Origin of the sequence: Colwellia echini (genome assembly GCF_002843355.2) — a bacterium.
Taxonomy (GTDB): Bacteria; Pseudomonadota; Gammaproteobacteria; order Enterobacterales; family Alteromonadaceae; genus Colwellia; species Colwellia echini.
Genome location: NZ_PJAI02000004.1, coordinates 201,952 through 215,820 on the forward strand (window position 1 = coordinate 201,952; position 13,869 = coordinate 215,820).

The 13,869-nt window shown below is 37.9% G+C and carries 11 protein-coding genes; 3 read left to right on the plus strand and 8 right to left on the minus strand.

What is annotated here, in order from left to right:
• Positions 1–5: 5 nt before the first annotated feature.
• From CWS31_RS05835 to CWS31_RS05855, 5 genes are read right to left on the minus strand one after another with little or no spacing between them, the layout of a single operon-like run.
• Complete coding sequence (locus CWS31_RS05835) at positions 6–275, minus strand: K+/H+ antiporter subunit F (protein ID WP_101345232.1); 270 nt, start codon at positions 273–275, stop codon at positions 6–8.
• On the minus strand, positions 269–805 hold the full coding sequence (locus tag CWS31_RS05840) for a Na+/H+ antiporter subunit E (protein ID WP_101345233.1): 537 nt from the start codon (positions 803–805) through the stop codon (positions 269–271). Before CWS31_RS05840 ends, CWS31_RS05835 begins: the two co-directional genes overlap by 7 nt.
• The gene (locus tag CWS31_RS05845) at positions 805–2,352 is read right to left on the minus strand and encodes a monovalent cation/H+ antiporter subunit D (protein ID WP_101345234.1); all 1,548 of its coding nucleotides are present in this window, start codon (positions 2,350–2,352) and stop codon (positions 805–807) included. The genes CWS31_RS05840 and CWS31_RS05845 overlap by 1 nt, the downstream gene beginning before the upstream one ends.
• Positions 2,349–2,696: a Na+/H+ antiporter subunit C gene (locus CWS31_RS05850; protein ID WP_101345235.1), complete on the minus strand. Its 348-nt coding sequence runs from the start codon at positions 2,694–2,696 to the stop codon at positions 2,349–2,351. Before CWS31_RS05850 ends, CWS31_RS05845 begins: the two co-directional genes overlap by 4 nt.
• The gene (locus CWS31_RS05855; RefSeq protein ID WP_101345236.1) at positions 2,696–5,488 is read right to left on the minus strand and encodes a monovalent cation/H+ antiporter subunit A; all 2,793 of its coding nucleotides are present in this window, start codon (positions 5,486–5,488) and stop codon (positions 2,696–2,698) included. The genes CWS31_RS05850 and CWS31_RS05855 overlap by 1 nt, the downstream gene beginning before the upstream one ends.
• A gap of 315 nt (positions 5,489–5,803) precedes the next feature.
• Here CWS31_RS05855 and CWS31_RS05860 point away from each other — a divergent pair, with 315 nt between their 5' ends.
• Complete coding sequence (locus CWS31_RS05860; protein ID WP_101345237.1) at positions 5,804–6,271, plus strand: Lrp/AsnC family transcriptional regulator; 468 nt, start codon at positions 5,804–5,806, stop codon at positions 6,269–6,271.
• A gap of 102 nt (positions 6,272–6,373) precedes the next feature.
• Here the strand turns inward: CWS31_RS05860 and dnaJ are convergent, their stop codons facing one another.
• The 3 genes from dnaJ to grpE all read right to left on the minus strand — a co-directional run bounded on the left by dnaJ (position 6,374) and on the right by grpE (position 10,652).
• Positions 6,374–7,513 carry a molecular chaperone DnaJ gene (gene dnaJ, locus CWS31_RS05865; protein ID WP_101345238.1) on the minus strand — a complete coding sequence of 380 codons (1,140 nt, stop codon included), beginning with the start codon at positions 7,511–7,513 and terminating at the stop codon, positions 6,374–6,376.
• 325 nt (positions 7,514–7,838) lie between these two features.
• The gene (gene dnaK / locus CWS31_RS05870; protein ID WP_101345239.1) at positions 7,839–9,752 is read right to left on the minus strand and encodes a molecular chaperone DnaK; all 1,914 of its coding nucleotides are present in this window, start codon (positions 9,750–9,752) and stop codon (positions 7,839–7,841) included.
• Positions 9,753–10,007: 255 nt separating this feature from the next.
• On the minus strand, positions 10,008–10,652 hold the full coding sequence (grpE, locus tag CWS31_RS05875) for a nucleotide exchange factor GrpE (protein ID WP_101345240.1): 645 nt from the start codon (positions 10,650–10,652) through the stop codon (positions 10,008–10,010).
• A 153-nt stretch (positions 10,653–10,805) separates the two neighbouring features.
• On the opposite strand from grpE, the gene nadK reads away from it, so the two are divergent.
• Together nadK and recN are read left to right on the plus strand one after the other, a co-directional pair.
• The gene (gene nadK, locus CWS31_RS05880; protein WP_101345241.1) at positions 10,806–11,687 is read left to right on the plus strand and encodes an NAD(+) kinase; all 882 of its coding nucleotides are present in this window, start codon (positions 10,806–10,808) and stop codon (positions 11,685–11,687) included.
• A 293-nt stretch (positions 11,688–11,980) separates the two neighbouring features.
• Positions 11,981–13,690 carry a DNA repair protein RecN gene (recN, locus tag CWS31_RS05885; protein ID WP_101345242.1) on the plus strand — a complete coding sequence of 570 codons (1,710 nt, stop codon included), beginning with the start codon at positions 11,981–11,983 and terminating at the stop codon, positions 13,688–13,690.
• Positions 13,691–13,869: the final 179 nt, after the last annotated feature.

The following is a 13,869-nucleotide window of genomic DNA, read 5'->3' on the forward strand; positions in this document are numbered from 1 at the left end:
CTACCCTATTCAATTATATCGCCACGGAGCAAGTATTTACATATTGCTACCGTACTTACAAAACCAAGCATAGCGATGAGCAGTGCTGCTTCAAAATACAGGTCTGTTCCCATGTTCATCCCGTACAGGATAATTAAGGCGATACTATTAATATACATTGTATCAAGGGCAAGTATTCTGTCTGGTACTGAAGGGCCTACCATTAAGCGCCAAATATTTAATAATAATGACAACCCAATCATCGCAAAAACAATGAGAATAACAGTATCTAACATTGAAATATCTCCTTAAGCGGTGCTTCATATCGTTGTTTAATACTATCAATTAACGCTTGTTCATCAGTAAGGTTTAACACGTGAATCAATAAATAACGTTGCTCAGGCTCTTGTCCTAAAACTAAACTTTCTTGCCAAGGATAAACTTCAGCACTAACTGTGCCAGGGGTTAATGACACAGTACTAGCTAGGAGTGTAATTGGCGTAGTATGAGTTAAGTCTAAAGGGACTTTAACAAAACCAGGATTTAGCTTTTTAGTTGGCCCTAAAATTAAAATCGCCACCTGAAAGTTTGCGGTAATGATGTCATATAAAACAAGGAACAAATGGCGTATAGCCAAGCCTTTTTTTATAACGCGTGGTTGCTTAACTCTAAAAGGGTTAGTAACCCAAGGGATAACCACCGCAACAATGACAGCCAAAACAAGCTGACCATTTGAGATACTGTTATTAAGAATTAACCAAGCAAAAAACAACGATATACTTAATAACGGAGCAGGTAGCCATTTAAACCGAGTGTCTAAGCGCATTACTTACCTCCTAAAAGAATAAGATCAATATTATTATTAAAGTCGTGTAACTGACTTGCTGCACCAATGGCGTATTCACTTAATGGGCCTGCAAACAAACTCATTAATGGCGCGCCAGCAACTAGAATGATGACTGCCACGATCTGCACTGGTTGTACACGGTCTTTGATGCTACTTTCTGTCGCCATATTTGCTGGCGGTTTATTTTTACTACCATTAGTTTGATGATGCCAAAACACTGTGCTGCCAGCTTTAGCTACCGCAAACAATACTGCTAAACTTGCAACCAGATAAAGAGCCCAAAACACCATACTGTATTCAGTATTTAATGTTGCTTGTAGTAACCAAACTTTACCGATAAAACCAGATAATGGCGGCATACCGATTACGGCGATAGCGGCAATTAAAAAGCAAACTCCGAGTAATGCAGGTTGGGCTACAGGCGTACCAGCGGTAATGCGATCAGCTACTTTACCACGTTGACGACCAATTAAATCGGCAAGTAAAAACAGGGCTGCAGTAACTAACGTAGAGTGTACTAAGTAATAAATAGCGGCAGAGCTTGCTTCAACAGTTTGTATCGTAACTAACGCAACTAATGTTCCAACAGAAATAATAACTAAATTAGCAATTAATTTTCTTAAATCTTGACTAGCTAAAACACCAACAGTGCCCATTGCAATGGTTGCTAGTGCAAGCCACCACAACCAATTTTGTGCCATATGCGCTAATTCACCCGCCTCATCACCAAAAATCAAAGTATAAACGCGCATGATTGAATACACGCCAACTTTAGTCATGATAGCAAACAACGCGGCGACCATAGGCACGGCAGCGGCGTACGTATTAGGCAACCATAAATGCAATGGTAACAAAGCCGCTTTTAACGCAAAAACAACTAATAATAACAAGCCACCTATTTTTGCAAGGTAAACATCATCACCTTGCAATAACGATATTTTTTGTGCCATATCGGCCATATTCAGTGTTCCTAATACCCCGTATAAAACACCTAGAGCAATCAGGAAAACCGCTGAACCTACCAAGTTCATAATCACATATTGCAGCGCTGCACGGGTAGTTTTCTTATCGCCGCCATGCATTAATAAAGCATACGAAGCAATAAGTAACACTTCAAAAAATACAAATAAATTAAAAGCATCACCCGTTAAAAAGGCACCATTAACACCAAGTACTAAAAAGTGCACTAAGGGATGAAAATAACTCCCTTGCTCATCATCGCCTGCGCAAGAGTATAGAATACAAACCATGCCTAATAATGAGGATAAACACACTAACAAGGTAGAAAGCGGATCAGCAACCAATACAATGCCAAATGGCGCACTCCAGTCGCCAATGGCATACACTAGGCTGCCATCTATCTGTACCTTTAATAATAAAGCGACTGAAATTAAAAAGGTTAATAAACTAAAAGTTACCGAAGCGAACCGTCTTATGCTGACACTTTTGCCACATGGCGGCATTAACAATATCACTCCCGCCAACATAGGTAATAAAATAGGTAAAGAGCTTAAATGCTGGATCATACTTTTCTCTTATTATTAATCTCTGGAACATGGCCATTAACATGGTCATTTCCTAAATCTGCTCGTGCTCTTATTGAAAGAATAACCACAAAAGCTGTCATTGCAAAACCAATAACAATAGCCGTTAATACAAAAGCTTGCGGAAGTGGATCGGCATACTCACTACTTTGCCCTAAAACAACGGCACTATTTAAACTCAGTCTTCCGGAAGAAAAGAGAAATAAATTAACCGCATAAGAAAGCATGGTTAAACCTAAAACCACAGGAAATGTTCTAGAGCGTAATATTAAAAATACGCCACAAGATACAAGTAACCCAACACTGGCTGCGTAAAGTAATTCCATTAAATATTTACCTCTTCTTTAGACGCATCAGCCGTTAACTCACCCAGACTTGCTAAAATCATTAACGTTGCACCTACCACTGTAATATAAACACCTAAATCAAAAATTAACGCACTGGCGAGTTCAATTTCACCAATAAATGGAATATCAAAATAATCGAACCAGGTTGTCATAAATGGCTTGTCAAAGAACCAACTACCAACACCTGTAAATAAAGCGATGGCGATACCTGAAGCAATAATTTTACGATAGTTAATCGTTAAGCGTTCAGTAATCCAATTTGATCCATGGGCAATATATTGCAAAATAAAGGCAATAGCTGTGATCAGCCCAGCAATAAAACCACCGCCAGGAAGGTTATGACCGCGTAAGAAAATATAAAACGACACTAATAGCGCTAATGGCAATAACCATTGTGAAATACTAGCTAATAAAGACGGATAACGGTCTTTTGCCCACGGTCGCCCTTCACTATCACTACCTGGCATAAATAATGGCAAGTTAATTAATAATTTAGCAATACCCAAGGCGGCAATACCTAAAACACAAATTTCACCTAAGGTATCAAAACCACGAAAATCAACCAAAATAACGTTCACTACGTTAGTACCACCACCACCAGTTTTAGCATTATCGATAAAAAAGTCAGAAATAGACTCAAACGGACGTGTTATTAATGCATAACAAATACTACCAACCACAATACCTAACGCTGAAGATATTCCTAAATCACGCAAAATACGCATAGAACTTGACTCCCTTGGGGAGCGTTGTGGTAAGAAAAACAGCGCTAACATAAGTAAAATAATAGTAACCACTTCAACGGTTAGTTGCGTCAAAGCTAAATCAGGTGCTGAGAATCGAGTGAAAACAATCGACACCATTAAACCTACAACTGAAATCATGATTAACGACACCATGCGTGTGCGATACCAAATTACAGTACTTAATGCACCAATCATCAGTAAGGCTGCGCCTATAGCATTATGAATATCTATTGGCGTACGATCTGTAGCGCCAGCTAATTGATTCATTTCAAATAATGGCCAACCTGCTGCAAGTAAAACAACTAAAAGCATTAGCATTAAATAACGTTGTAACGAGCCATTTTCTATCGCACCAATCTTGGCTTGACTCCACTTTATTAAGGAATAAATAGTATTATCAAAAGTCTTTTTAGCGTTTACCGTAGGCAGTGAAGCTTGAAATAAGAATAAATAACGACGTTGAGTATAGATAAAGATACCACCAGTTACCGCAAAGGCACTCATTAACAATGGCAGATTAAAACCATGCCATAAGGCAACTTCAAACTCTGGCGCATAACCACCGAGTACAGAAAATGATGCCGCTACTAAAATATCATCAACAACAAAGCTTGGAAAAATACCAACAATTAAACAAAGTGCTACCAATATTTCAATTGGAACACGCATATAACGCGGTGGTTCATGGGGTTGCTTTGGTAAATCGACAGGATCACCATTAAAGAATACATCATGAATAAATCTCGCTGAATAAGCGACTGAAAAAGCGCCCGCGACTGTGGCAAGTACAGGAATAACCCAAGATAAAGAGCCCAATAATTGTTGATGTAGGGTTTCAGCAAAAAACATTTCTTTCGACAAGAAGCCATTTAATAGTGGAACACCGGCCATCGATGCAGCAGCAACCATAGCTAGCGTTGCGGTATATGGCATAAACTTCCACATACCATTAATTTTCCGCATATCACGGGTGCCAGTTTCATGGTCAATAATGCCGGTAGCCATAAATAACGAGGCTTTAAAGGTGGCATGGTTAATAATATGAAAAATAGCAGCAACGGTAGCAAGTTCAGTATTTAAACCGAATAATAAGGTAATTAAACCTAAATGACTGATAGTCGAATAAGCGAGTAAACCTTTTAAATCATGTTTAAATAATGCTATATAAGCACCGAATAATAAGGTAGCAAGACCGGTAATACTGACAATAAAGAACCAAAGATCGGTGCCGGCTAACACGGGATAAAAACGTGCTAGCAAGAAAATACCTGCTTTAACCATAGTTGCCGAGTGTAAGTACGCACTTACCGGCGTTGGGGCGGCCATGGCGTGAGGCAGCCAAAAATGAAATGGAAACTGTGCAGATTTAGTAAAGGCACCAAGCAGAATTAAAATAAGGGTTACTTCATACCATTGACTAGCTTGCACTATTTCTTTACTGGCTAAAATAATATCTAAATTATAACTACCAACAATATTACCTAATAACAATAAGCCAGCAAGTAATGCTAAGCCACCACCACCTGTGATAGTTAGCGCCATTATGGCACCTTTACGTGCTTCAGACTTATACCACCAGTAGCTTATTAGTAAGAACGAACTAATACTAGTAAGCTCCCAAAAAAACCAGAGCTGAATGATGTTATTAGACATAACAATGCCGAGCATCGCCGTCATAAATAACATTAAATAGGAGTAAAGTTTTGGCATTGAATCTTTATCGCTTAAATAATAACGCGCATAAAATATAACTAAAATGCCAATAGCTAAAATCATAAAGACAAAGAGAAGCGCTAAGCCATCTAAACGAAAAGCGATATTGATACCTAACTCAGGAAGCCAAGAAAATGTTTCACGTATTTCTTCGCCAGCAAATACAGCAGGGGCTAAATTAATGCTCATACCTAAGGCGATTATTGGCATTAACAACGACAACATAGTCGATTGATTACGTGTTAATTTACCCGTCATTGAGGAAATAATACTGCCAAGTAAGGATAACAGGGGTATCCAAAGCAAAGTCATAGAGTAAACCTTTTTTATAGCGTCGTTTTAGTACGACCGTAAATCAAATTTTGTTTGATGATTCATGTATTTAATACAGCATTATACACACAAACCGAGCATGATTTTACTGTATTATTAGTTCATATGTCTATAATTTGTGATGATACTTCATATAGTGTAAATCAATATAGATGCAGTTAAACACCTAAACAAATTAGATTATAGTGAATGTTATATTAAAAGTTAAAGTCGCATGTCCCTAGTACTAGTTTTATCTCTTAAATACAGTGTATTATTCAGATTAATTAGAGCCGCAAAATATAAGTGTAGTTAATGAAAAAACTCGACAGTATTGATGTACAAATATTAACCTTGTTATACAACAACGCCGACATTACCAATAAAGAACTTGCTGCCCAAATAGGAATCGCTCCTTCAACGTGTTTAGAACGCGTAAAACGTTTAAAAGTAAGTGGCGTGATTAAAGGGGCTTATATTGACGTTAATTTAAAGAATATTGGCGGTAATATACAAGCAATAGCAGCTATTCGCTTACAACCTTATTCAGAAGAAATTGTGAATCAATTTCGCGATGATATGTTGCAATACCCCGAGATTCTTAATTTATATCACATGGGTGGAAGCTACGATTATTATATTCATATGTCGGTTAAAGACAGCGAACACTTACGCCAGTTTGTGTTCAAAAAGATAACTTCGCGCGATGAAGTAACTACCGTTGAAACGTCATTGGTATTTGAACATAGTCGCAGTGGCATTTTACCTAACTTTGACAAATAGCTAAGTAAGAACAAATAACTAACCTGATAAATTACACATAAAAAATCCCGCGTCATGTCACCATAACGCGGGATTTTTAGTTTTAACAACCTAGCCTAAATATTAGCTTTTAAGGTCATCAAAAAACTTTTTAACACCGTCAAAGAAACCAGTCTCTTTAGGGCTATGTTTTTTACTGCTTCCTGCCATTTTTTCTTCTAGTTGACGTAGTAAGTCAGCTTGATCACCAGATAAATTCACAGGTGTTTCAATCACTACTTTACACATTAAATCGCCAGTTGTTGCGCTACGCACAGACTTAACACCTTTACCACGTAAACGGAACATTTTGCCTGTTTGTGTTTCTTTAGGTACTTTAAGCTTAACTTTACCGCCAAGCGTTGGTACTTCAATTTCACCACCAAGGGCAGCAGTTACAAAGCTAATTGGCACTTCACAATATAAATGGTTTTCATCACGTACAAAGATGCTGTGATCACGTACATTTACTTGTACATATAAATCACCTGCTGGTGCACCATGCTCGCCGGCTTCACCTTCACCAGATAAACGAATTCTGTCACCAGTATCAACGCCCGCTGGAATTTTAACTGATAAAGTTTTAGTTTTCTCAACGCGGCCTTGACCACGACACGAGGTACATTTATCTGCAATAACTTTACCTGCGCCATTACACGTAGGACAAGTTTGTTGTACCGCGAATAAACCTTGGCGCATTTGAACTTGGCCATGACCATGACAAGTGCTACAGGTTTTAGCCGAAGTACCTGGTTTAGCACCAGAGCCATCACAAGGCTCACACGCCACATAAGTTGGTACTTTAATTTCTAAGCTTTTACCTTTAACAGCATCTTCAAGTGATAGCTCAACATTGTAGCGTAAGTCTGAACCACGTTGTTGACGTTGACGACCACGACCACCGCCGCCACCGAAGATATCACCGAAGATATCACCGAAGTCTTGACCGAAGCCACCGCCGCCGCCAAAACCACCGCCACCACCACCGTGACCGCCTTGCTCAAAAGCAGCATGTCCATATTGGTCGTAAGCAGCACGTTTTTGATCGTCTTTTAAAACTTCATACGCTTCTTGAAGCTCTTTAAAAGTTTCTTCTTTAGCTTTATCACCCGCCGTGCGATCTGGATGATATTTCATTGCTAATTTTTTATAAGCTTTTTTAATTTCTTTCTCATCAGCATTTTTTGAAACACCAAGAGATTCGTAATAATCACGTTTTGACATAAATTTGTTTCTTTACTTCTGGTTGATTGAGACTAATTGTTTTGATTTTTGGTTGCACGCTTTTTATCGTACATTTATTAAACGTAGAGCAAGGTAAAAACCAAGAGAATTAGCACCAAATAAAATATAAGTTACTAATGTTTCACATAGAAAAAGCGCCGTAACCGACGCTTAATATTTCTATACAAGTACAGATGACATAGCTGAACTATTTTATCCGCTAAGATTAAGTTTCAAGAAGAAGGCACGAAGCGTATTACTATACGTGAGTACCTTCGTCGAAGAAATTAACCGTTCTAACGACAGCTAAGCGAATAAAAAACTATTATTTGTCGTCTTTAACTTCTTCAAACTCTGCATCTACTACATCGTCAGCAGGTGCTTCTTGCTGTGCTTCACCTTCTGGCGCGCTTTGAGCTTGTTGCTTAGCTTGAGCAATTTCCATTAATTTAGCAGATGCTTCAATTAATGCTTGTTGCTTAGCATCGATAGCTTCTTTGTCGTCGCCTTTAATTGCCACTTCAAGTTCAGTAATCGCCGCTTCAATTTTCTCTTTGTCTTCAGCTGGTAAGTCTTCGCCAGCTTCTTCAACTTGCTTGCGAGTAGCGTGAACCATGCCATCAGCTTGGTTACGAGCAGTTACTAATTCTTCAAATTTAATATCCGCGTCAGCGTTAGCTTCAGCATCACGTACCATTTGATCTACTTCTTCATCAGATAAACCTGAAGACGCTTTAATCGTAATTTTTTGCTCTTTACCTGTATTCTTATCTTTCGCTGTAACATGTAAAATACCATCAGCATCAATATCGAAAGTTACTTCGATTTGTGGTGTACCACGTGGAGCTGGATCAATACCTTCAAGGTTAAATTGACCAAGTGATTTGTTAGCAGAAGCTTGCTTACGCTCACCTTGTACAACATGTACTGTAACTGCAGCTTGGTTATCATCAGCTGTAGAGAAGGTTTGTGATTGTTTAGTTGGGATAGTGGTGTTTTTGTCGATAACTTTCGTCATCACGCCGCCCATTGTTTCGATACCTAATGATAACGGTGTAACGTCTAATAATAAAACGTCTGTTACGTCACCAGAAAGAACACCCGCTTGAATCGCTGCACCAGAAGCTACTGCTTCATCAGGGTTAACGTCTTTACGTGGCTCTTTACCGAAAAATTCAGTTACTGCTTTTTGCACCATAGGCATACGTGTTTGACCACCAACTAAGATAACATCGTTGATGTCACTAATTGATAAGTCAGCATCTGCTAATGCTTGCTTAAGAGGAACTAAAGTTGCTTGAACCATATCTTCAACAAGTGATTCTAATTTTGCACGAGAAACTTTAATGTTCATATGCTTAGGACCAGACGCATCAGCAGTAATGTAAGGTAAGTTTACATCTGTTGATTGTGCAGAAGAAAGTTCACATTTTGCTTTTTCAGCGCCTTCTTTAAGACGTTGCATAGCTAGTGGATCTTTAGTTAAGTCCATACCTGAATCTTTTTTGAATTCAGCTACTAGGTAGTTGATTAAACGGTTATCAAAATCTTCACCACCTAAGTGAGTGTCACCGTTAGTCGCAAGTACTTCAAAAGTATGCTCGCCATCAACTTCGTCAATTTCAATAATTGAAATATCGAATGTACCACCACCTAAATCGTATACCGCAACAACTTTATCGCCTTCTTGCTTGTCCATACCGTAAGCAAGAGCAGCAGCAGTTGGTTCGTTGATAATACGTTTAACATCAAGACCTGCAATACGACCAGCATCTTTAGTTGCTTGACGTTGTGAATCGTTAAAGTAAGCAGGAACAGTAATTACAGCTTCAGTTACTTCTTCACCTAAATAGTCTTCAGCTGTTTTTTTCATTTTCTTAAGAACTTCAGCAGAAACCTGTGGTGGAGCAACATTTTTATCACGTGCTGTAACCCAAGCATCACCGTTATCAGCTTTAACAATACCAAAAGGCATAATGTCAAGATCACGTTGAACTTCTTTATCATCAAAACGACGACCAATTAAACGTTTAATTGCGAACAATGTGTTTTTAGGGTTTGTTACTGATTGACGCTTAGCTGGTTGACCAACTAATGTTTCACCGTCTTCTGTATAAGCAATGATTGAAGGTGTTGTACGATCGCCTTCAGCATTTTCAATTACACGTGCTTTACCGCCATCTAAAACAGCAACACATGAGTTAGTTGTACCTAAATCTATACCAATGATTCTACCCATTTTGGGAGCTCCTATTCAGTAATCTCTACCCACAAAAGGTAGAGTAAAATTAATTAAATTGTTTGTTGAATATTAAGTGGGGTCTGCAATTTGCTTTTCAACTATTCATAAGAAAAAAATCAAAAATAAATGAAATTTTTATTCACAATTTCATTTCGGCAATAAAAAACCAGACAATGGTCTGGCTTGATAATATTGTTCCACTTAACGTAAACTAAAGTTTTGCTTATTAAACTTAAGCAATACTCTAAATTATTAAGCGGTTTCGTCTACACTTGGTGCGGCTTTAGATACCATCACCATAGCAGGGCGAATTAAACGGCCATTAAGCTCGTAACCCTTTTGCATAACAGCAATAACAGTATTAGGTGCAACACCTGCTACTTCTTGCATAGACATAGCTTGATGTAACTCTGGGTTAAATGGTTGATCTTGAGGATCAACAGCAGTTACACCAAATTTTTCTAACGAAGTAATTAAACCTTGCAGGGTTAATTCAACACCTTCAATAATTGCTTTGTTATTTTCATCATCTTTATCAATGTTTTGTAAGCCACGCTCTAGGTTATCTACCGTAGTAAGCATTTCTGCAGCAAACTTCTCTAAGGCAAATTTACGTGCTTTTTCTACATCTAAAGCTGCACGACGGCGAATATTGTCAACTTCAGCTTTTGCACGAGTAACTGAATCTTTTTGATCCGCTACTGTAGATTGAGCTGCAGCAACGGCTAACTCAAGTTCATTAATGCGTTCTTGCTCTGCACTAATCACTTCATGAGCGTGTTCATGTTGCTCTTCAACTTGCTCTTCGGCTTCTTGAACTATTTGATCGGCTAATTGCTCAGCAGTTAAATCTTGTTCGGTTACTTCTTGCTCGTTATTTTTTGACTCAGTTGTCATGGAATTTCCTTAATTTTTTAACTAATGCGGATATTATGGGGCTTGTGATTTAGTATTCAAGCTTGAATTAAGACATTTTATAAAAAAGTGAACTTTACAACCGTTTAAAATACAGCGAAACTGCCCTATCCCTTGTAATAAAAAAATAGCAACATGGCTCAACTCTATAAAACCATTGGCCTTATAGGCAAACCAGATCATGATGGCGCAACAGCCACCATTGAAACCTTGCATGAATACTTAATTGCAAATAAATATTGCGTTATTGTAGAACATGCGGTTGCGCAATCTTTAAATATTAATAACTTGGAGACTGGCAACTTAACCGATATTGGTAAACAAGCCGATCTTGCTATTGTAGTAGGCGGTGACGGTTATATGCTTGGCGCAGCTAGAGTTCTTGCTTGCTATGATATTGGGGTTATTGGCGTAAATCGCGGTAACTTAGGCTTTTTAACCGATCTTTCACCGTTAGATATTATTCCACCACTCGCACAAATACTAGCCGGTGAATCACGCTCCGAACAACGCTTTATTATTGAGGCTGAAGTATATCGTCACGGTAAGCTTAAAAGTAGTAACAGTGCTGTAAATGAAGCCGTACTTCATGCGGGTAAAGTTGCCAGCATGATTGAATTTGAAGTATATATTGATGGCAGTTTTATGTTTAGCCAACGTTCAGACGGTCTAATTGTATCAACACCTACTGGCTCAACCGCTTATTCTATGTCAGCGGGGGGGCCAATATTAACTCCTAATTTAAATGCTTTATCACTCGTTCCTATGTTTCCACACACTTTAACGAGCCGGCCAATAGTGGTAGACGGTAATAGTGAAATTAAGTTAGTACTCGCCAACGACAATCATGAAAGTCTGCAAGTAAGCTGTGATGGCCATGTTATTTTAGCCGTGATGCCAGGTGATGAAGTGATCATTAAAAAAAGTGATGCTCGCATTTGTTTAATTCATCCGCTTGATCATAATTACTTTACAGTACTACGAAATAAATTAAGTTGGGGTAATAGACTTTATTAACATCTCAATACTGAGCTAAACCGAGCTAAGACCGAAATATAGATCACACTGAAATAGAGCTCACATAACTTAAATGGAATTTGTACAGAGACCATACATAATTTTTTTAAAAATCACCAAAATAAAATAAATTAAAATAACTATATAAATTAATTGATTAGCTAAATAGCTAAGTATCTCAATTAAAAAACATTACAAAAATCGCACAAATTATAATAAATAAGCTTGAATAAAAACCAGTTACTGTATAAATTAACAGTAACTGGTTTTTTACCCATGCCTAAGGCTAATTTATGCTATTGCAACTTAACATTCAAAACTTTGCTATTGTCCGCTCACTCGATATAGATTGGCACTCTGGCATGACCACTATTACCGGTGAAACTGGCGCAGGAAAATCAATTGCTATTGATGCGCTAGGCTTATGTTTAGGTGATAGAGCAACCACAAACGTTGTTAGACCAAACTGCAAAAAAGCAGATTTAGCGGCAACCTTTGAAATTAAAAAAAACAAATTAGCCATTGCTTGGTTAAAGCAACATGAGCTCATCTCTGAGCACGACGGTGAATGTATATTACGTCGAGTTATTTCTGCCGAAGGGCGTTCAAAATCATATATCAATGGTAGCCAAGTACCGTTAATTCAATTAAAAGAAATTGGCCAATTATTAATTAATATTCACGGCCAACATGATCACCAGCTTATTGTTAAGGCTAGCCACCAATGTCGATTACTCGATAGTTACGCTAATCACCCTACGCTATTAAATGACGTAAAACATTACGCCCTACAATGGAGTAAACTCAATAAAGAATTAGCATTATTACAACAAAGCAAACAACAACGCGAAGCTGAGCAGCAACTTATTCAATACCAAGTAAATGAACTTGATGAGTTTGCTTTACAACACGGCGAGTTTGCCACTTTAGAAGCAGACTATAAACGTCACAGCAACGCACAAGACTTACTTGACTCAACCTTAAGTTCATTACAAACCCTGTCAGAAAATGAAAACTTTAATATTTTAGATGCTCTGCGAGAATGCAGTGAAAATGTGCATTCTATTGCCCGTATTGATCCGCAACTTGCCAATGTTGCCAGTATATTATCAGAGGCATTAATTCAATTAGATGAAGCCAGTAGTGACTTAAGCCATTATTACCAACAATTAGAGTTAGACCCTCAAAGCTATGCACTTATTGAAGATCGCTACTCTACCGCTTTACAGCTCGCTAAAAAACATCAACTATCACCAGAAGAGTTGGTAAATTTTCATGGTGAACTAAAACAACAATTGGACTCAATGTCTAATGACGAATCACGTATTAACACTATTATAGAAGCACTAGAAACTACTAAACAACATTATCACGACAGTGCAAACATCTTATCAATCTCAAGACAAAAATCAGCACAACGCTTAAGTAAACTGATTAGTAAAAGCATGCAAGAGCTTAATATGCCGCATGGTAAATTTCATATCGCTACCGAGCAACCTAAAGCTAAAAACATCGAACAAGGAAGTATTCAAGCTGATTTTAAAGACAGTATTAATAGTAATGGTACAGACCAAATTAATTTCCAAGTGAGTATTAACCCAGGGCAAGCACTCGAAGCAATGCACAAAGTAGCCTCAGGTGGTGAATTATCTAGAATCAGTTTAGCTATGCAGGTAATTTTGGCTGATAAAGTTATTACACCAACGCTTATTTTTGATGAAGTTGATGTCGGCATAAGTGGGCCAACAGCAGCAATGGTTGGTAAAAAACTGCAACAGTTAGCTAAAAACACCCAAGTAATTTGTGTAACTCACCTACCACAAGTAGCCTGTAAAGGGCATCAGCAGTTATTTGTGAGTAAACATATTGATGGTGGTTTAACAGAAACAACCGTAACTGAACTAAGTGAATCGAATAGGGTCAAAGAAATTGCGCGTTTGTTAGCTGGAGATAAAATATCTCAGCATAGTTTAGCTAACGCACAAGAGCTATTAGCAAGTTAACCACATCATAAAGTCGTCTAACTCTTCGCTACATAAGTAGTAAATAAGCAGAATATGACTCGTAATTGACCATGCTAGAAACACTTTACTTCCGTTTAAGTTTAAATTTGAGTAATATTCAAGTTAAGTGACTGCATGGTTTTTTATCTTTAATTGGTTAAAATAGCTTTGATTCAGTG